Source organism: Mycolicibacter kumamotonensis, from assembly GCF_002086285.1.
GTDB classification, from domain to species: Bacteria; Actinomycetota; Actinomycetes; order Mycobacteriales; family Mycobacteriaceae; genus Mycobacterium; species Mycobacterium kumamotonense.
This window is the reverse complement of the sequence record NZ_MVHU01000002.1, coordinates 157519-176474: the sequence shown is the minus strand read 5'-3', so window position 1 is coordinate 176474 and position 18956 is coordinate 157519. Positions and strand designations below refer to the sequence as shown.

Annotated in this window: 15 protein-coding genes and 1 pseudogene; 8 read left to right on the top strand and 8 right to left on the bottom strand. The window is 68.3% G+C overall.

What is annotated here, in order from left to right; all coding sequences use genetic code 11:
* Window positions 1–21: 21 nt before the first annotated feature.
* The 3 genes from BST28_RS02355 to BST28_RS02345 are packed head-to-tail and all read right to left on the bottom strand — an operon-like array spanning window position 22 to window position 2778.
* On the bottom strand, window positions 22–531 hold the full coding sequence (locus tag BST28_RS02355; RefSeq protein ID WP_065287493.1) for a DUF6912 family protein: 510 nt from the start codon (window positions 529–531) through the stop codon (window positions 22–24).
* Between the two features lie 34 nt (window positions 532–565).
* Window positions 566–1387, bottom strand: a complete 822-nt coding sequence (gene ppk2 / locus BST28_RS02350) for a polyphosphate kinase 2 (protein ID WP_065287494.1) — start codon at window positions 1385–1387, stop codon at window positions 566–568.
* On the bottom strand, window positions 1384–2778 hold the full coding sequence (locus BST28_RS02345) for a WS/DGAT/MGAT family O-acyltransferase (protein WP_065287495.1): 1395 nt from the start codon (window positions 2776–2778) through the stop codon (window positions 1384–1386). The genes ppk2 and BST28_RS02345 overlap by 4 nt, the downstream gene beginning before the upstream one ends.
* A 223-nt stretch (window positions 2779–3001) precedes the next feature.
* On the opposite strand from BST28_RS02345, the gene BST28_RS02340 reads away from it, so the two are divergent.
* On the top strand, window positions 3002–3532 hold the full coding sequence (locus tag BST28_RS02340) for an Rv3235 family protein (protein ID WP_065287496.1): 531 nt from the start codon (window positions 3002–3004) through the stop codon (window positions 3530–3532).
* Between the two features lie 25 nt (window positions 3533–3557).
* Here the strand turns inward: BST28_RS02340 and secA are convergent, their stop codons facing one another.
* The 3 genes from secA to BST28_RS02325 form a co-directional block, all read right to left on the bottom strand.
* On the bottom strand, window positions 3558–6329 hold the full coding sequence (secA, locus tag BST28_RS02335) for a preprotein translocase subunit SecA (protein ID WP_065287497.1): 2772 nt from the start codon (window positions 6327–6329) through the stop codon (window positions 3558–3560).
* 119 nt (window positions 6330–6448) lie between these two features.
* Complete coding sequence (gene hpf / locus BST28_RS02330) at window positions 6449–7168, bottom strand: ribosome hibernation-promoting factor, HPF/YfiA family (RefSeq protein WP_065287498.1); 720 nt, start codon at window positions 7166–7168, stop codon at window positions 6449–6451.
* Between the two features lie 135 nt (window positions 7169–7303).
* Window positions 7304–7966 (bottom strand): ComF family protein, encoded by a 663-nt coding sequence (locus BST28_RS02325; RefSeq protein ID WP_234808171.1) that lies wholly within the window; start codon window positions 7964–7966, stop codon window positions 7304–7306.
* A gap of 199 nt (window positions 7967–8165) precedes the next feature.
* Between BST28_RS02325 and BST28_RS02320 the strand changes: the two genes are divergently transcribed.
* From BST28_RS02320 to BST28_RS02310, 3 genes are read left to right on the top strand one after another with little or no spacing between them, the layout of a single operon-like run.
* Window positions 8166–10481 carry a nitric-oxide reductase large subunit gene (locus BST28_RS02320; RefSeq protein WP_065287499.1) on the top strand — a complete coding sequence of 772 codons (2316 nt, stop codon included), beginning with the start codon at window positions 8166–8168 and terminating at the stop codon, window positions 10479–10481.
* A gap of 5 nt (window positions 10482–10486) precedes the next feature.
* A complete protein-coding gene (locus BST28_RS02315; protein ID WP_065287500.1) occupies window positions 10487–11128 on the top strand; it encodes a hypothetical protein in 642 nt (213 codons plus the stop codon).
* On the top strand, window positions 11125–11913 hold the full coding sequence (locus BST28_RS02310; RefSeq protein WP_065287501.1) for a slipin family protein: 789 nt from the start codon (window positions 11125–11127) through the stop codon (window positions 11911–11913). Before BST28_RS02315 ends, BST28_RS02310 begins: the two co-directional genes overlap by 4 nt.
* Window positions 11914–12564: 651 nt before the next feature.
* Here BST28_RS02310 and BST28_RS24535 read toward each other — a convergent pair.
* A pseudogene (locus tag BST28_RS24535) lies at window positions 12565–13383 on the bottom strand (MFS transporter); the annotation flags it as partial.
* 395 nt (window positions 13384–13778) lie between these two features.
* Here BST28_RS24535 and BST28_RS02300 point away from each other — a divergent pair.
* From BST28_RS02300 to BST28_RS02285, 4 genes are all read left to right on the top strand, one after another.
* Window positions 13779–14399: a TetR/AcrR family transcriptional regulator gene (locus BST28_RS02300; RefSeq protein WP_205634571.1), complete on the top strand. Its 621-nt coding sequence runs from the start codon at window positions 13779–13781 to the stop codon at window positions 14397–14399.
* Window positions 14400–14511: 112 nt separating this feature from the next.
* Window positions 14512–15276 carry a universal stress protein gene (locus tag BST28_RS02295; protein WP_065287502.1) on the top strand — a complete coding sequence of 255 codons (765 nt, stop codon included), beginning with the start codon at window positions 14512–14514 and terminating at the stop codon, window positions 15274–15276.
* 23 nt (window positions 15277–15299) lie between these two features.
* Window positions 15300–15941 (top strand): hypoxia response regulator transcription factor DosR/DevR, encoded by a 642-nt coding sequence (dosR, locus tag BST28_RS02290; protein WP_065287503.1) that lies wholly within the window; start codon window positions 15300–15302, stop codon window positions 15939–15941.
* Window positions 15934–17646, top strand: coding sequence for a GAF domain-containing sensor histidine kinase (locus tag BST28_RS02285; protein WP_065287504.1), 1713 nt, complete (start codon window positions 15934–15936; stop codon window positions 17644–17646). Before dosR ends, BST28_RS02285 begins: the two co-directional genes overlap by 8 nt.
* 4 nt (window positions 17647–17650) lie before the next feature.
* Here the strand turns inward: BST28_RS02285 and BST28_RS02280 are convergent, their stop codons facing one another.
* Entirely contained in the window at window positions 17651–18727 is a 1077-nt protein-coding gene (locus tag BST28_RS02280) for an Acg family FMN-binding oxidoreductase (RefSeq protein WP_065287505.1), read from the bottom strand.
* Between the last annotated feature and the right edge of the window lie 229 nt (window positions 18728–18956).

Here is an 18956-nt window from a genome sequence, read left to right as displayed (position 1 = left end):
CGTAGCTTGTCCTGGCCGGCATCAGAGCAGGTCAAGCAGGAACGGCAGCTCCTGGGTGGCGTACCAGGCCAGGTCGTGGTCCTGGGCATCGCCGACGGTCAGCTCGGCATCCTCGTTGCCGAGGTCTGCATCGTCGATCACGGCCACCGCCGCGCGCACGGCGGGCTCTGCGGCCGCGTTATCCACATACGCCGCGACCACGTCGCCGATCGTGACCGGCCCGTCCAGCCGCACCACGGCGGCATCCAGGTCGGGTCGGGCGGTGACCGGCTCGACCTCGGCGACCAGCACCGCTCTGCGAGTGGGCAGTGACTGGTCGGCCGGGGCCGGGTCGGCGGCACCGAGCAGCCGCAGCGATGCCAATGCCGCTTCGCCGAGGGCGACCTCGGCCAGTTCGTCCTCGTCGCCGTGCGCGTAGGACTCCCGCAGGGCCGGCGTCACCGCGAACGCCGTCCCGCTGACCGGCCGGAGTGAACCGTCGGCGACCAGCTGCGTCAGCATGGCCAGCGTCGCCGGGATGTACACGCGCATGAGTCCAGACCCTAACCCGCCCGGGCGCGGCAGCTCATGCCTCGCCCATCAGTGTGGCGGCGTAGTCGTCCACGTAGTGGTAGTTCCCCCGATCGGGGCGCTGATAGTCACCGCTACCGACGGGTTGCTCCGGCAGGTCCACCTGTGGGAGCGCCACCTCGCCATAGGGAATCGTCGACAGCAGGTGCGCCATCATGTTCAGTCGCGCGTGCTTCTTGATCTCCGACTCGACCACGTACCAGGGGCTTGCCGCAACGTCGGTGTGCGCCATCATCTCGTCGCGGGCCCGCGAGTAGTCCTCCCAGCGGTTCACCGCCTCGAGGTCCATGGCAGACAGCTTCCACTGCCGCAGCGGATCGTTGCGCCGCTTGCGGAACCGGCGCAGTTGCTCGCCCTGCGAAACCGAGAACCAATACTTGCGCAACAGGATCCCGTCGTCGATCAACAGCCGCTCGAAGACCGGGGCCTGCGCCAAAAACCGCGCATGCTCGTCCGGCGTGCAGAACCCCATCACCTTTTCCACGCCGGCGCGGTTGTACCAGGACCGGTCGAACAAGGTGATCTCGCCGCGAGCCGGCAAGGCCGCGACGTAGCGCTGGAAGTACCACTGCCCACGTTCGCGCTCGGTGGGCGCCGGAAGCGCTGCGACGTGCACCACGCGCGGGTTGAGGCCTTCGGTGATCCGTTTGATGGCGCCGCCTTTGCCTGCCGCGTCACGACCTTCGAAGATCACCACGACCCGGGCACCGGTGGCGCGCACCCATTCCTGAAGTTTGACGAATTCGATCTGCAGGCGTCGCAATTCGGCCTCGTAGACGTGGTCGGCTATCCGACGCCCGGCCGGCGCGCCGCTCACGTGGCCGCCTCCAGCAGCTCCGCGAGTGCCTCGTCCAACAACGCCGAGACCAGCCCGACGTCACTCATCGACTTGCGGTCGGCGTTGACCCCGTAGTACAGCGTGCCGTTGTAGGACGTGACGCCGATGGTGAACGCCTTGTTGGGCAACAGCGGTGGCACGCTGTAGGTCTCGAGCAGCTTGGCGCCGCAGATGTAGAGCTGGCGCTGGGCGCCGGGTGCATTGGTGATCAGCAGGTTGAACACCCGCCCGGAGAACCCGGCGAAGGCGGTCGCGACCCGGACTCCCATCGCGTGCAGGGTCGGCGGCGCGAATCCCGAGACGGTCAGGATGGTGCGGGCGTCGACCAAACCGGTCGACGTGGGATGGGATTCGGTGGCATAGGCGATCTGGGAGAGCCGGACCACCGGATTGGGTTCTCCGACCGGCAGATCCACCAGGAACGGGGTGACCGCACCGATGGGCTGGCCCGCGGTGTCGTATTCATGGTCCGGGTACACCGACAGCGGAGCCATGGCCCGCACCGTGCGGGTCGATCCCACCGGCTCGCCGCGGGACAGCAGCCAATTGCGCAATGCTCCGGTGATCACCGCGAGCACGACGTCGTTGATGGCACAGTCGTAACGGGCCCGTACCGTGCGGTAGTCCTCCAGCGCTCCCTGCGCCACCGTGAAGAGCCGGTTCTGCGACACCTGGGTGTTGAGCGGACTCTGCGGCGCCGTTCCGCGCGCGATCACCCGCGCCGTGTCGAAGGCCTTGCGGCCCAACCAGGTCAGCGGGCTGCCGACGGTCGATCCGACCGCTTGCAGCTGGGTTCGGGGCGCCGCCACCCAATCCGCGACCGCGCCGAGGACCAGCTCGGCGGCGCCGGGCTCGCGCCGCGGAACCCAGATGTCCTCGTCGAACGGCGGCGGGCGTTGCGTCCGGTCGACCAGGACGTGCCCGAGGGCCGGTGCCGCCATTCCGTTGACCAGGGTCTGATGCGACTTGATGTAGAGCGCGATCCGGTTGCCGGCCAGGCCCTCGATCAGATACATCTCCCACAGCGGCCGGAGCCGGTCCAGCGGCTGCTGGCTGAGGTAGGCGGTCAGCTCGTGCAGCTGCTGGTCGCTGCCGGGAGACGGCACCGCCAGATGTCGTACGTGGTAGGTGATGTCGAAGTCGTGATCGTCCACCCATACCGGGCGGGCCAGGCCCATCGTGACTTCGCGGATCTTCTGCCGGTAACGCGGGATCTGCGGCAGCCGTTGCTCCACCGTCTCCAGCAACTTCTCATAGGGAAGTCCGCCACGCGGGTTGCGCAGGATGTACAACGACTGGACGTACATCGGTGTGGTGGTGTTGTCCAGGCGATAGAAGGAGGCATCCGTCGCCGACAACCGGTTCACCATGCGGCCCGTCCTCCCTACTGTCTCGATCCGAATGGGCGCTGCGGGCACCCCGAACCGGAGAAAAACACTGCCGCCCACGGTAGCCCGCCCGAGCCGCGCAGCGCACGCGGATACGGCCCGGCCGCGCACGCGAATACGGCCATGCCGCGATTGTGCGATGATCTCCGGACACCTGCCACTCTCCAGCAGGACCGTCCGATCGGATCGACCGTGGAGAGCTGCCATGACCGCCGACCCCACCCCAGCCGTGCGCTCGACCGTCGCGCCGGTGATCGACTTCGAACCACCGGCCCGCGCGGTGGTACCGCGCCGGCCGGTGCAGCGGGCATCGGCACCGCTGTCGCGACCCCGCCGCGGTCATCCGCCGGGAATGCGGGCGGACCGGCCCGCGCGCGGCGGGCTGCCGGAGGCGCTGCAGTCGGCCGCCGTGTTCGCCGATGCCGCGCTGCGCCGGGTCCTGGAGGTCGTGGACCAGCGCCGCCCGGCGAAACACCTGCATCCACTGCTCGCCGCCGGGCTCGCCGAATCGGTGCGGTCGCTGCGCCCGGGCGCAGCGGCGGCCCGGGGCGGGCTGGCGACACTGCAGCGGGTGCGCGTCCAACCGGCCGGACCCTCCGAGCCCGCCACCGCCGTCGAGGCGTTCGGCACCTACCGGCGTGGCCGGCGTACGCATGCGCTGGCCTGCCGCATCGAGCGGGTCGCCGGGCCCGGCGGTGTCACGGCCTGGCAGATCGTCGCCCTGCACATCGGCTGAGGGCTTCGCGCTGTTGCAGGCCGAATCAGCTCTTGCGCGTCTTGGGCGGTTTGGGTCCGCGGCCTTCGCGGCGGGCGGCCTCCCGGCGCTCCCGCCGTGATGTCGCACCCGCCGGCTGCAGGTCGCGGCTGCGCCGCACCTGAGCCGAGCCGTCCTCGTCGGGGCCGGTGTAGGTCAGCCCCGCGGTACCGTCGGCACCCGGGGCCCCGTTGGCGCCGTCGATCCCCTTGGCGCGCAATCCCATGTCCGCCAGTCCCTCGGGCGCGTCCATCGGTGCCACCGACGGCGCCGGGGCGGCCTCGACGGCGACGTTGAACAGGAAGCCCACCGATTCCTCTTTGAGCCCCTCGAGCATGCCCGTGAACATGTCGAAGCCCTCGCGCTGGTATTCCACCAGTGGGTCGCGCTGAGCCATCGCCCGCAGACCGATGCCCTCCTTGAGGTAGTCCATCTCGTAGAGGTGTTCGCGCCACTTGCGGTCCAAGACGGACAGCAGCACACCGCGTTCCAGCTCGCGCATGGCCCCGGGCCCGGCGGTCGCGTCGACCTCGGCCTCCCGTGCGGCATAGGCGTTCTCGGCGTCGGCCAGCAGCGCCTCGAGCAACTCCTCGCGGGTCAGGTCGTCGGCTTCGCCGACGTCGTCGGCGTGCAGCAGTTCGTGGTAGTCGATGCCGACCGGGTACAGGGTCTTCAGCGCGGTCCACAGCTGTTCGAGATCCCAGTCCTCGGCGTAGCCCTCACTGGTGGCGCCGCTGACATAGGCGGTGATCACGTCGACGAGCATGTCGTGGGCCTGCTCGGCCAGGTTCTCGCCGTCGAGGATCCGGCGGCGCTCGGCGTAGATCACCTTGCGCTGCTGGTTCATCACCTCGTCGTACTTCAGAACGTTCTTGCGGATCTCGAAGTTCTGCTGCTCGACCTGGGTCTGGGCGCTCTTGATCGCCCGGTTGACCATCTTCGCCTCGATCGGCACGTCGTCGGGCAGGTTCAACCGGGTCAACAGCGACTCCAGCGCGGCACCGTTGAACCGCCGCATCAGCTCGTCACCCAGCGACAGGTAGAACCGCGACTCCCCCGGGTCGCCCTGTCGGCCGGATCGCCCGCGCAGCTGGTTGTCGATGCGCCGCGATTCGTGCCGCTCGGTGCCCAGCACGTAGAGGCCACCGGCCTCGATCACTTCCTTGGCCTCGGCGGCTGCCTCCGCCTTGATCGCGGTCAGCGTCTCGTCCCAGGCGGCTTCGTACTCCTCGGGGGTTTCCACCGGGTCCAGGCCCTGGCTGCGCAGCTTCTGGTCGGCCAGGAAGTCCGGGTTGCCGCCGAGCACGATGTCGGTGCCGCGGCCGGCCATGTTGGTCGCCACGGTGATCGCGCCGCGCCGGCCGGCCTCGGCGATGATGTGCGCCTCACGCTCGTGCTGCTTGGCGTTGAGCACGTTGTGCGGAATGCGCCGCTTGGTCAGCTGCTTGGACAGGTACTCCGAGCGCTCCACGCTGGTGGTGCCGATCAGCACCGGCTGACCCTTCTCGAAGCGTTCGGCGATGTCGTCGACGACCGCGGCGAACTTCGCCTCCTCGGTCTTGTAGATCAGGTCGATCTGATCGGTGCGGGCCATCGGCTTGTTGGTCGGGATCGGCACAACGCCCAGCTTGTAGATCTCGTGCAGCTCGGCGGCTTCGGTCTCGGCGGTGCCGGTCATCCCGGCGAGCTTGTCGTAGAGCCGGAAGTAGTTCTGCAGGGTGATGGTGGCCAGCGTCTGGTTTTCGGCCTTGATCTCCACCTGCTCCTTGGCCTCGATGGCCTGATGCATGCCCTCGTTGTAGCGCCGCCCGACCAGCACCCGGCCGGTGAACTCGTCGACGATGAAGACTTCGCCGTTGCGAACGATGTAGTCCTTGTCGCGGTTGAACAGCTCCTTGGCCTTCAGTGCGTTGTTGAGGTAGCTGACCAGCGGCGAGTTGGCCGCCTCGTAGAGGTTGTCGATGCCGAGCTGATCCTCGACGAACTCGACCCCGGCCTCGTGCACCCCGATGGTGCGCTTGCGCAGGTCCACTTCGTAGTGAACGTCCTTCTCCATCATCGGCACGATCCGGGCGAACTCGGTGTACCAGTGCGAGCTGCCGTCGGCCGGCCCGGAGATGATCAGCGGGGTGCGGGCCTCGTCGATCAGGATGGAGTCGACCTCGTCGACGATGGCGTAGTTGTGCGCGCGCTGCACCAGCTGATCGAGCGAATGCGCCATGTTGTCGCGCAGGTAGTCGAAGCCGAACTCGTTGTTGGTGCCGTAGGTGACGTCGGCGTTGTAGGCGGTGCGGCGCTCGTCGGGGGTCATTTGGGACAGGATCACCCCGACCTCCAGACCCAGGAAGCGGTGCACGCGCCCCATCCACTCGCTGTCGCGTTTGGCCAGGTAGTCGTTGACGGTGACGACGTGCACGCCCTTGCCGGAGATCGCGTTGAGGTAAGCCGGCAGCACACAGGTCAGGGTCTTGCCCTCACCGGTCTTCATCTCGGCGACGTTGCCGTAGTGCAGGGCCGCGCCGCCCATCAGCTGCACGTGAAACGGCCGCTGGCTCAGCACCCGCCAGGCCGCCTCGCGAGCCACCGCGAAGGCCTCCGGCAGCAGGTCATCGAGTGATTCGCCGGCGGCGTGGCGCGCCCGGAACTCGTCGGTCTTGGCTCGCAGTTCGGCGTCGGTCAGACTCTCCGCGTCGCCGGAGAGGGTGTCGATGTAATCGGCGACCTTTCTGAGCCGTTTGACCATGCGGCCTTCACCAAAACGCAGCAACTTGGACAGCACGGCTATGTCCCCTACTCAGTCTTCGGCATTACGGTCTTGCGCATTACGAGCGTCACCCATGGTAGGCGACACCGCCGCGGTGCCCGGCTTTGCCGCGTCGGAGAGGTGTTCGGGCCGGCTCAGACCAACCGGATCAGGCCGTAGTCGTAGGCGTGGCGTCGATAGACCACCGACGGCTGGTCGGTCTCCTTGTCGTGAAACAGGAAGAAGTCGTGGCCGACCAGCTCCATCTCATACAGCGCGTCATCGACGGACATCGGCGTCGCCGGATGCTCCTTGATGCGCACGATCCGGCCCGGCTCGTGGTCGTGGTCGACAGACAGCCCGCCGTCGGCCGGTCCGGCCCCGGCGCGGCGGTCCGGCTCGGCGGTGCCGTCGCGGTCGAACGCCGCCGCCAGGAACTCCGGGTCCAGCGCGGTGGACCCGGTCGCCTCGGCCACCGAGACCGGGGTCTTGTCGCCGTAGGAGACGTTGCGGCGGTCCTTGCCGCGACGCAACCGGCTCTCCAGGCGGTCGATCGCGGCCTCGAACGCCGCGTAGAAGCTGTTGGCGCGGGCCTCGCCCCGCACCACCGGCCCGCGGCCGTGCGCGGTGATGTCGATCTGCTGGCAGGATTTTCGCTGCCGGCGGTTGTTCGCGTGCTTGAGCTCGACGTCGAACAGTCGAATGGATCGGTCCAGCCGCTCCAGGCGCGCCAGCTTCTGCGACACATAGACGCGGAAGTGGTCCGGGATCTCGACGTTACGGCCCTTGACCACGATTTCGGCACGCCCCGACTGATCGGGGCTCTCGTCGGCATCGACCGGCGTACGGCTGGTTTCCACGAATTGACTAACCATGCTCGACACTCTTCTTTCGTCGTCTCGACCACGTACTCCCACGGTTCCCCGTCCCTTGATGACGACCGTAGCCATGCCGCCCGATACGTGCCACCGGTTTGACGCACCCGTTGCCAGTTGGTGGCCGGGTCGGCATCAAGCCGCCGCGATCACCAGCGCGGCGGCCACCCGAACCCCGCCACGACGCAGCACCCGCACCGACTCGGCCAGGGTGGCGCCGGTGGTGACGACGTCGTCGACGATCAGGACGTCACCGCCGCGACCGGCGGCGACCGGCAGCCGGCGCCGGTTCAACAGCACCCGGCCGGCGATGTTGCGTTCGCGGGCGCCGCTGCCCAGGCCGACCGAGTCCCGGGTCAGTGCCCGCATCCGCAGCGCCGGCGCCACCGTCACGCCGGGATGTCCCGCCGACGCCGCGACCGCGATCCGACCGATCGGGTCTCCGCCGCGCTGCCGGGCGGCGCTGCGCCGGGTGGGCGCGGGGACGATCGTCAGGGGCGAATCGAGCATCCGCCAGCACAGCAGCCGCTGCAGCGCGACGGCCAGTGTCAACGCCAGCGGTGCGATGAGATCGGTGCGCCCGTGCTCTTTCACCGCGACGATCGCCTGCCGGCGGGCTCCGGCGTAGCGGCCCAGCGCGAACACCGGCACCTGCGGGTCGAGCCGAGGGCTGGCCAGGCGGGGCTCGCCGGGCCCGACGGCGAGCTGCGCCGCGCAGTCGGCGCACCATCGCGTCGCCGGGGCGCCGCAACCACCGCACTGCCGGGGAAGCACCAGATCCAATCCAGCGTCGAGCACCTGCCGAGACTGCCACCGGGCACCGACAGACCGGCCCCGAAAATTGCTACTACGCTATGTAGTATCCCCATGTCAAGGGGTATTTAGTCCACGGCGACCCTGTCGCCAGACCCCAAAACCGTGAGGTCCCTAACAGATCGACGGTATTTGCTCCGCGACGCTGTTAGCGTCCCCGTCCATGACCACCAAATCGACACAGATGGGCACGCCCACCGGCGATTCCGGCCGCGCCGGGGCGCTGGTCGGCAAGGGCTGGGCCCAGGGCGTGGCACTCGTGATGATCTTCGGGTTCCTGGTGATGGGGATCCTGGCCTATCGCACCTACACCGCATCGATGCCGATGCCGGACAAGGTCGTCACCGAGACGGGCCGGCAACTGTTCACCGGCGACGACATCACCCGCGGGCAGGAGCTGTTCCAGGCCCGCGGGCTGATGCAGTACGGGTCGGTGCTGGGCCACGGCGCCTACCTCGGCCCGGACTACACCGCCGAGTACCTGCGGCTGGCCACCGAGAACGTGGCCGGCCAGTTCCAGGCACAAGGCGTGCCCGACCCGCACAATGAGGTGGTCGCCGAGTTCCGGACCAACCGCTACAACGCCGACACCGGCACCCTGGTCTTCACCGACAAGCAGGCCCGGGCCTTCACCGACATCCAGCGCCACTACGCCGAATACTTCGGCGAAGACTCCACCAAGTACGGCCTGCTGCCGCGCATGATCACCGACCCCGGTGAGATCCGCGACCTCACCGCGTTCTTCGCCTGGACCGCCTGGGCCTCGGCCGCCGACCGGCCCGGCCACACCTACAGCTACACCAACAACTGGCCCTCGGAGCCCCGCGTCGACAACGGCCCCACCGGATCGGTGGTGGTGTGGTCGATGCTGTCGTTGATCGCGCTCCTGGGCGGCATCGGGATCATGTTCACCGTCTACGGCCGCTGGAGCCAGAACATCGGCTGGCACGGCACCGAGATGACCAAGCTGGAGTTCCGCCAGCCCGGCGACGTGCCGTTGACCCGCTCGCAGCGGGCCGCGATCTGGATCTTCGCCGTCGTCGCGGTGCTGTTCCTGGCGCAGACGCTGTTGGGCGGCGCCGTCGAGCACTACCGCGCCGACCTGTCGGCGTTCTACGGAATCGACCTGGCCAAGATCCTGCCCTACAACCTGGCCCGAACCTGGCACCTGCAGTTGTCGCTGTTCTGGACCGCGGCGGCGTTTTTGGCCGGCGGCATCTTCCTGGTGCCGTTCATCACCCGCCGCGAGCCCGGAAAGCAATCGGTGCTGGTCTACGGCCTGCTCGGGGCGCTCGCGGTCGTGGTCTTCGGATCCCTGGCGTTCGAGGCGCTGTCGATCTTCGGGGTGATCAAGCCGGGCACCGCGCTCTCCCAGCAGTGGGAGTTCCTGGACCTGCCGCGGCTGTTCCAGGTGCTGCTGATCGTCGGGTTGTTCCTGTGGATCTTCATCATCTGGCGCGGCATGCGCGCGAAGCTGGCGACCACCTCGAAGATGAACCTGCCCTGGCTGTTCTTCTTCACCGGTCTGGCCATCCCGAGCTTCTATGCGGTCAGCTTGCTCGCCGGCAGCGACACCCACTTCTCGGTCGCCGACTTCTGGCGCTTCTGGATGGTGCACCTGTGGGTCGAGGACTTCCTGGAGCTGTTCACCACGGCGATGGTGGCCTACATCTTCGTCCAGCTCGGGGTGGTGCGCGAACGCGTTGCGCTGCTGGTGATCCTGCTCGACATCATCTTGTACTCCGCCGGTGGCGTGATCGGCACCATGCACCACCTGTACTTCTCCGGCACCCCGGTGGAGCACATGGCGCTGGGCGCGTTCTTCTCGGCCGCCGAGGTGATCCCGCTGACCTTCCTGACCGTGGAGGCCTGGGCATTCCTGCAGCTGGGTGCGCGTCAGGAGGCCGGTGGCCAGCACAACTTCCCGGCGCGCTGGGCGGTGATGTTCCTGGTCGCGGTCGGATTCTGGAACTTCCTGGGGGCGGGCATCTTCGGTTTCCTGGTGAACCTTCCGGTGGTGTCCTACTACGAGATCGGCACCGCACTGACGGCCAACCACGCGCACGCGGCGATGTTCGGGGTCTACGGCATGCTCGCGGTGGCGCTGGCGATGTTCGCCTTCCGGTACGTGATCCCGGCGGACAAGTGGCCCCACAAGCTGGCCCGAATCTCCTTCTGGGGCATGAACATCGGCCTGGCCTGGATGGTGTTCATCACACTGCTGCCGCTGGGTGTGCTGCAGTTGTTCCACTCGGTCAACGCCGGCTATTTCGAGGCGCGGTCCCTGGGCTACATCACCAAGCCGGGCAACGCGCTGCTGGAGTGGCTGCGGCTGCCGGGCGACCTGATCGTCATCGTCGGCGGGGTGCTGCCGTTCTGCTGGATCGCCTGGACCGCGCTGCGCCACTTCCGCTCCGGTGAGACCGTCGAGGAGTTGCCCGAGCACCCGCTCTACACCTCGGTCACGGCCGGTACCGAGTCCGCCGACACGAAGAGCTGACGACGATGACGATGCCGGGAGCGTGGGTGTGGCTGATATCCGGCTACGCCCTGCTCCTGCTCGTCTTCGCATGGGGCTTCGACACCATGGCCAAGCGGACCTCCGAACGCGCCGCCCAGTGGCGCACCGGAAAGTTCGTCTACCACGAGGACCACGACGCCTGGAAGTGCCCGCAGGACCAGTGGCTCTGGCCCACCTCGTTCGACCGGGCCGACCGGGTGATGCGCTACCGCGCGACGCCGTCGATCTGCAACTCCTGCCCGGTCAAGGAGACCTGCACCACCTCGGATCACGGTCGGGAGATCAGCCGGCCGGTGGACCCGTGGCCGCACTCGGAGGCCGGCCGGTTCCACCGGGGGATCGCCTGTGCGGTGGCCGGATTCGGGGTGATCATGCCGCTGGCGACGCTGTTCGCCAACCACCGGCCCGCCGATGTGGCGGTGCTGGGCGCCGCGATCGCGATCGTGCTGGCCGGCGGGTCCCCGCTGGTGCGCCATCTGTGGAACACTCCGGCCAACGCACCCGATGAGACACCGCATCCGGCCGACGCGCAGGCGCGGGCCGTGCAGGCCGAAGCCGCCATCGACCGGTACTCCACCCGGTGGGGCGGGTTCTCCGACAGCACGAGGAAGGCAGCACCTAAGTGAGTGAAGGGCTCATCACCGTTGCGGTGATCGTGATCGTGGCGCTGCCCGTCCTGGCGTACTTCTCCATCAAAGTGCTGCCGGAATACGAACGGGGCGTCGTCTTCCGGGTGGGCCACGCCCGGCCCCTCTACCAGCCCGGCCTTCGGTTTCTGATCCCTTTGGTGGACAAGATGATCCGCGTCGACGAGCGGGTCGTGACGCTCACCATCCCCCCGCAGGAGGTGATCACCCGCGACAACGTCCCAGCCCGAGTGAACGCGGTGGTGATGTTCCAGGTGGTCGATCCGCTCAAAGCGATTCTGGCGGTGGAGAACTACGCCGTGGCCACCTCCCAGATCGCCCAGACGACACTGCGCTCACTGCTGGGCCGAGCCGACCTGGACACCCTGCTGGCGCACCGTGACGACCTCAACGCAGACCTGCGTACCATCATCGACAAGCAGACCGAACCGTGGGGCGTGCAGGTCCGGGTGGTCGAGATCAAGGATGTGGAGATCCCGGAGTCGATGCAGCGCGCCATGGCCCGGGAGGCCGAGGCCGAGCGTGAACGCCGGGCGAAGGTCATCAACGCCCGCGGCGAGCTGCAGGCCTCCGAGGAACTGAGCCAGGCCGCCGAGACACTGTCGCGCAATCCCGCGTCGCTACAACTGCGTTACCTGCAAACCCTTTTGGAGCTCGGCGCTGACCAGAATTCGACCGTGGTCTTCCCGTTGCCGGTAGACATCATCACCCCGTTTTTGGGCGGAGCGGCCGCGGCTCTGCGCGATGCCGGGCGGGGCAAGTAGGCAGAACCGGTCGCCGCAGCCCTCCAGTGTCACCGTCGGTGGCGGCCACGATACGCCGCTCGACGCAGAATCTCGTATTGCAGACCCGAGACACCGGGGGCCCAGATCGCAACAACCACCGCGGCGGCCAGGGCGACACCGCCGAGCATCAACAGCGACGTGTCCATCGCCTCGACGAATGCGTACTTGGCGTCGACCCGTAAACGTTCTCCAGTCGGCCCGAGCCGATCCGCGATGGCGAATGCCTGGGCAAGTGAGCCCAGGGACAGCTCTTGGATCTCGTCGGGGTAGACACTGACGGCCGGGGTAAGCGCCTTGCTGTAACCGGCCGCAAGCGTCGAACCGGCCAGTGCGATGCCCAGCGCGCCGCCGACTTCTCTGGTGGCGTCGTTGACGGCCGAAGCCACGCCCTGTTTGTTGTGCGGGACGGCTCCGGTGATAGCGGTGGTCGAAGGCGCGTTGCACAGGCCCATCCCGGAACTCAAGACGACCAAAGGCCAAGCCAGGTCGAAATAGCTGGAATCGACGTGGACCAAACGCATACAGAACAGTCCGGCCGCCAAGATGCCCAGTCCGCCTGCAACGCGAGATCCGCAGCCCCAGACGTGGTAGATACCACGGGGTCAGTGCAGCCAGGAACAATAGCGGTACCGCCAACGGGCACAACGCGATCGCCGTCTGCATGGCGCTGTATCCCACGACAAGCTGCATGTACTGCATAACCAGGAAGAAGAAGCCGAAGATGGCGAAGAACATCGTGGTGATGCCGATGGAACCGCTGAGCATGTCGGGGCGCCGAAACACCCGCACGTCCAACAGTGGGTGGGTCAGGCGGAGTTCGACCCATCCGAACAACAGTCCAAGCGCCGTTCCCGTGACCAGGCCGCCCACCACCAGGCCATCACTCCAACCTCGCAGCGGAGCTTCGATCACGCTGTAGACGAACACCGCCACGGCCGCGGCGATCAGCAGCGCACCCCACCAGTCGATCGGGGTGGCGTCGGGGTCTTTCGATGACGGGATGCTGAGTGCCAGGATGTACAGCAGTATTGCGGCGACCGCGAATGCCCAGAATATCGTTGTCCAGGACCCGAATTGGGTTAGAAGTGCGGTACCTGTAAAACCGACCAGCGCGCTCGATGCGCACACGCCCGCCCAGATACCGACCGCCTTGTTGCGCTCGTCTTCGGGAAACGCGGTGGTCAGCAATGACAGGGTGGCGGGCAGGATGGCGGCGGCACCGACGCCGGCGATCATCCGGGCCACGATCAGCCCCACGGGACTGCTGCTGATCAATACCGGCGCGAGCGAAGCGTCGGCGAAGATGGCCATCCCCACCAGCAGCGCGCCGCGGCGTCCGTAACGATCACCCAACGCGCCCGCGGGCAACAACAGGCAGGCCATCACCAGGGTGTAGCCGTCGACGATCCACGTCAGCTGGGATTGCGTGGCCCCGGTATCGACCGCCATTGCGCCCAGCGCGGCGTTGAGCGACACCACCGACGAGATCACCAGCAGGACACCCAGCGAGCACACGACCAGCAGCCAGCGCCGCGACCCAGCGCTCAATAGCGGCTGCGGCGCGGGGGTGCCCCGGTCGATGACCGAGTCGGTGTCGGGAGCCGGTGGCGCGGCGAGAGGCTGGTCCTCGTCGACCGCCGGCGCGGCCGATTCCACGTCCGGCAACAGCGTTGACGCGCTCATGCAATCACCGGGATCCGCGTGCGGATGTCCTGTAACACCGTGACGGCGAACCCCCTCCCCGAGTCAGCTCCACAGAGGCGACCCGGCCCGATCGACATACAAGTTGTATGTGACATTCGGACTGTATGTTGACTACTCCAGGTCTGCAATACCCTGGCAGCATGGGCGCGGAGGCGATGGACACCAAGGCCCGTCGCGCTGCCCAAGCCGAAGCCACCCGCCATGCGTTGGTGGACGCCGCGCGCCGGTTGTTCGTGGAGAAGGGCTACCACCACACCAGCACCGAAGAGATCGTCGCCGCGGCCGGAGTCGGAACGCGCGGCGCGCTCTATCACCACTTCACCGACAAGCAAGCACTGTTCGAGGCGGTGTTCCACAGCGTGGAGGTCGATCTGGTCACGGCCGCCGCGCAGAATCTCGCCGATCCGGCTGACGGCGCCCTGAACCAGCTGCGGCAGGGCCTGATCGGATTTCTGGACGCTTCGCTCACACCGCACGTACAGCGCGTGCTGCTTGTCGACGGCCCCGCCGTCCTCGGCTGGACCCGCTGGCGCGAACTCGAAAACCTCTATGGGCTCGGCGCCGTCCGGGCGATGCTCGGGCGCGCCGTCGAAGAGGGCGACCTCGGGCCCCATCTGCCCGTTGACGTCATGGCGCATCTGCTGCTTGCGGTGGCCGACGAAGCGGCTCTGTTCATCGCCAACGCCCCCGACCAGCACGCAGCACGCGACCGAGGCGTGCAAGCTCTCAACGCCCTGCTCGACGGCCTTCGCACCCGGTAAGGACCGGTGTGCCCGGCGAGGACTTAGTCCCCTGGGAAAGTGCAGTTCACGCCGATATCCTGGGGCTGTGCCGAGCGCGGATCGACGCTTGGCCGGCCATTCGGGAGCCACCATGGGTGATCGAAAGTCAACACACGCGGTCGTCGTCGGCATCGACGGATCACCGGCCGCATGCAGCGCCGCGGTCTGGGCGGCCCGGGAAGCGGCCGACCGGAACCTGCCACTGCACCTGGTGTACGTCATCCACGCTGCCAGCGATCCGGCCGATCCCCCCGACGCGCAGGCCGCCGCCTCCAGCGCCCTGTCGCAAGCCCGCCGGGCGGTGCAGGACAGCACCGGAGTGCGGGCCGAAATCGAGTCGGTGCGCGGAAACCCGCTCGCCACCTTGATCGACCGGTCCCATTCGGCGGCGATGGTCGCGGTGGGATCGGTCGGGGTGGCCCACACCTGCCATCGCGCCGGTTCGACGGCGGCCGCGCTGGCCGGGTCAGCGGGCTGCCCGGTGGCCGTGATCCGCAGTCCCGACACCCACCGAGACGGTGGGGCGATAGTTGCCGAAGTGGATGCGTCACCGGACAATAGGACCGTGCTGGGATGGGCCATGGCCGAAGTCAAGCTGCGTCACGCGCCCCTGCGGATGGTCACCTCCGATGAGCAGGTTCGTCGCCGGCTGCAGGACTGGGCCCAGCGCCACCCCGACCTGCCGATCGAGTCCATCACCGCCGGCGACGTCGCCGACTACCTCGCCGGCTGTCTGGCCGAGGAAGCCGAGTCCGTCCAGTTGTTCGTCTCGGGCACCCGCGACCGACGGAGCCTCGGCTGGGCCGGCGGCACCTGCGGCTGTTCGGTGCTCACCGTCGGCGGGGCGCCGCGATGACGACTGCTACGAAGGGACGCGGCGTGGTCACCGTCTTCCTAGTGGACGATCACGAGGTGGTGCGCCGCGGCCTGATCGACCTACTCGGCGCCGACCCGGAGCTCGACGTCGTCGGTGAGGCCGGTTCGGTCGCCGAGGCGATGGCACGCATCCCGGCCCTGCGGCCCGACGTGGCGGTGCTCGACGTACGGCTTCCCGACGGCAACGGTATCGAGCTCTGCCGTGATCTGCTGTCGCGCATGCCGGAGCTGCGCTGCCTGATCCTGACCTCCTTCACCTCCGACGAGGCGATGCTCGACGCCATCCTGGCCGGCGCCAGCGGCTACATCGTCAAGGACATCAAGGGCATGGAGTTGGCCCGCGCCGTCAAGGACGTCGGCGCCGGACGCTCCCTGCTCGACAACCGCGCCGCCGCCGCACTGATGGCCAAACTGCGCGGCACCACCGCCAAGCCCGACCCGCTGTCGGGACTGTCCGAACAAGAACGCACCCTGCTGAGCCTGCTCGCCGAGGGCCTGACCAACAAACAGATCGCCGACCGGATGTTCCTGGCGGAAAAGACCGTCAAGAACTACGTGTCACGGCTGCTGGCGAAGCTAGGCATGGAACGCCGAACCCAGGCCGCGGTGTTCGCCACCAAACTCGAGCGCTCCCGGAATGACTGACGACCCACCCGCGGACGGCCCGAACCCCCTGCGCGACACACTTTCCCAATTGCGGCTGCGCGAACTGCTGGTCGGCGTTCAGGACCGGGTCGAGCAGATCGTCGAGGGACGTGACCGCCTCGACGGCCTGCTGGCGGCGATGCTGGTGGTCACCTCGGGGCTGGAACTCGACGCCACCCTGCGCTCCATCGTGCAGACCGCCACCAACCTGGTCGAGGCCAAATACGGTGCGCTGGAAGTACATGATCACGACCGCCGAATGCTCGAGTTCGTCTACGAGGGCATCGACGACGACACCTTCGCCCGGATCGGGCGGCTGCCCGAAGGAGTGGGCGTGGTGGGCCTGCTGATCGACGACCCCCACCCCCTGCGGCTGGATGACCTCAGCAAACACCCTGCATCGGTAGGGTTTCCGGCATACCATCCGCCGATGCACACGTTCCTCGGCGTGCCGGTGGGCGTACAGGACGAGGTCTTCGGCAATCTGTATCTCACCGAGAAGGCCAACGGGCAGCCGTTCAGCGAGGACGACGAGGTACTGGTGCAGGCGCTGGCGGCCGCCGCCGGGATCGCCATCGCCAACGCCCGGCTGTACGCGCAGGCCAAGGCGCGGCAGTCCTGGATCGAATCCACCCGTGACATCGCCACCGAACTGTTGTCCGGAACCGATCCCACCACGGTGTTCCGGCTGATCGCGGAGGAAGCCAGCAAGCTCACCGGCGCCGAATGTGCGCTGGTGGCCATCCCGCTGGACGAGGACACCCCCGAATCCGAGGTCAAAGAGCTCCTGGCTGTCGAAACCGTGGGTGCCGCAATGGATTCGATCGCCGGTGAGGCCATCCCGGTCACCGGGACCCCGGTCGGCGACGCATACTCCCAGCGCATGCCGCGCAAGGTGGACCGCCTGCGGTTAGACGGCGTCGACGCGGTCGGTCCGGCATTGATCCTGCCGTTGCGCGCCGCCGACGCGGTGGCCGGCGTCGTCGTGGTGGTGCGCCCGGGCAACGCGAACCCGTTCAGCGTCGAACAACTCGACATGATGGCCGCGTTCGCCGACCAGGCGGCGTTGGCCTGGCAGTCGGCCACCTCCCAGCGCCGCATGCACGAACTCGACGTGCTCACCGACCGGGACCGCATCGCGCGGGACCTGCACGACCATGTGATCCAGCGGCTGTTCGCCGTCGGGCTGTCACTGCAGGGCACCATTCCGCGGGCCCGATCCGCCGCGGTGCAGCGCCGGCTCTCCGACGCGGTCGACGACCTGCAGGAGATCATCGGCGAGATCCGCACCACCATCTTCGACCTGCACGGCACCTCCTCGGCGGTGACCCGGTTGCGCCAGCGGCTCGACAGCGCGGTCGCCCAATTCTCCGGTTCGGGGCTGCACACCACCGTTCAGTTCGTCGGCCCACTATCGGTGGTCGAACCCGCCCTGGCCGATCATGCCGAGGCGGTGGTCTCCGAAGCGGTCAGCAACGCGGTCCGGCATTCCGGCGCCACCGAGCTGAGCGTGCAGATCAAGGTCGAAGACGACCTGGCCATCGAGGTGACCGACAACGGCCGCGGGCTGCCGGAGGTCCTCACCCCCAGCGGCCTGGACAACCTGCGACAGCGTGCCGCCCAGGCCGGCGGCACCTTCAGCGTCGAATCGGCCCCCGGTGGCGGCACCGTGCTGCGCTGGTCGGCACCACTGATGACGCAGTAACCCGTCACACGCACACCGTCCGGCATTCGGCATCGGCCGCGGTGCCACGATGATCGACTGCGGGCAGCCATTCCACGGTGTCGTTGAGGAAACGTCGCGGGGTCGCCGCCAGTGGGTCGGCGTTGATGGGGGCCCAGCCCACCCGCAGCAGCATCTGCGGATAGCCGCTGACACCGAAGACGTCGCGGCGCACCGCGGCGCGGGTTTCAGCGATCTCCAGCGGCTCGGTGACCGGACAGCTGGCCAGCCCCAGTGCCGTCGCGGTCAGCAGCACCACGCTGGTGGCCTCACCGGCGCGCAGTTGGGCCAGACGGTCGTCGTCTTCGGTGCCCAATGCCAGCATCACCGCGCGGTCCTCGGCCGGGTCGGCACCGGGCGGCTGGGCCAGCAGCGGGTCGGCGAACAGCCGCCCCGGAATCGGCGCACCGGCGGTCGGCGCCGGAACACTGTGGGCCGGGACGCCGGCCACCGAGCCGTACCGGCCACTCCAGCGCGTCAACTCCGCGAGGTAGTCGTAGTCGGTGCGGTGGGCGACGACGGCTTGGGCCACAAGCGTGTTCAGCCGGTCGAGCCCATCGATCCGGCGCAGCATCACCCCGGCGCGGGCGGCACGGGCGCCCATCAGGGCGATGTCGGCCGCCGCCACCGGCCAGCCACTGAAGCAGCGGCGATCGGTGCGCCGCCGCGGTATCGCGGCGGCCAGCGCCACGTCGACCTGTTCGGGAAGCCGCCCGGGATCGGGCCCGAACAGCTCGATCGTCGCCAGGTGGTCGGGTCGGGCCGGATCGGGCAACCGGTGGACTTTGGCGCGCCAGCCCAGCGCGGCCAGGGCGACCACGCAATGGTGCAGCGCCGCGCCGCAGCTCAGAATCAGCCCGCGGCCGTCGAGATCCACGCGGCGCAGGTGCAGGTCGGGTTCGGCGAACAGCTCCAGCCGAGGCTGCTGTGTCGCCGTCTGCACCCGCCAGCGCCACGGCTGGGAATTGTGCACCGACGGGGCGCGGGTCGCCAGCTGCAGCGCGGTGCGAACGGTCTCCCTGACGGCCGCGGTGTCCGGGTAGCCAGCAGGCTGATCGTCCACGATCCGGCCCCCTTTCCTCCGCCACGGCCCGGGCCGCCCTCGCAGCCCGACCGTGACGGTTTCACGATGCCCCCGCGCGATCAGACCCAGACAGAGCAGGAAGGCCCCGGCCGGAGGGACTTTGGGCCACCGGAGGCCGCCCACCGCACCCGTCACCATGGACTCGGGACTTCCGGCCCTGCCGACGCCGACCGACGGGGGCGGATCATTAGGAGCGGGGCGCAGGCAG

Excerpts from the sequence above, each read along its gene's own strand:
- BST28_RS02355 (WP_065287493.1), bottom strand. The coding sequence starts at position 531 with ATGCGCGTGTACATCCCGGCGACGCTGGCCATGCTGACGCAGCTGGTC.
- BST28_RS02345 (WP_065287495.1), bottom strand. The coding sequence starts at position 2,778 with ATGGTGAACCGGTTGTCGGCGACGGATGCCTCCTTCTATCGCCTGGAC.
- BST28_RS02340 (WP_065287496.1), top strand. The coding sequence starts at position 3,002 with ATGACCGCCGACCCCACCCCAGCCGTGCGCTCGACCGTCGCGCCGGTG.
- hpf (WP_065287498.1), bottom strand. The coding sequence starts at position 7,168 with ATGGTTAGTCAATTCGTGGAAACCAGCCGTACGCCGGTCGATGCCGAC.
- BST28_RS02320 (WP_065287499.1), top strand. The coding sequence starts at position 8,166 with ATGGGCACGCCCACCGGCGATTCCGGCCGCGCCGGGGCGCTGGTCGGC.
- BST28_RS02315 (WP_065287500.1), top strand. The coding sequence starts at position 10,487 with ATGACGATGCCGGGAGCGTGGGTGTGGCTGATATCCGGCTACGCCCTG.
- BST28_RS02300 (WP_205634571.1), top strand. The coding sequence starts at position 13,779 with ATGGGCGCGGAGGCGATGGACACCAAGGCCCGTCGCGCTGCCCAAGCC.
- BST28_RS02295 (WP_065287502.1), top strand. The coding sequence starts at position 14,512 with ATGGGTGATCGAAAGTCAACACACGCGGTCGTCGTCGGCATCGACGGA.
- BST28_RS02285 (WP_065287504.1), top strand. The coding sequence starts at position 15,934 with ATGACTGACGACCCACCCGCGGACGGCCCGAACCCCCTGCGCGACACA.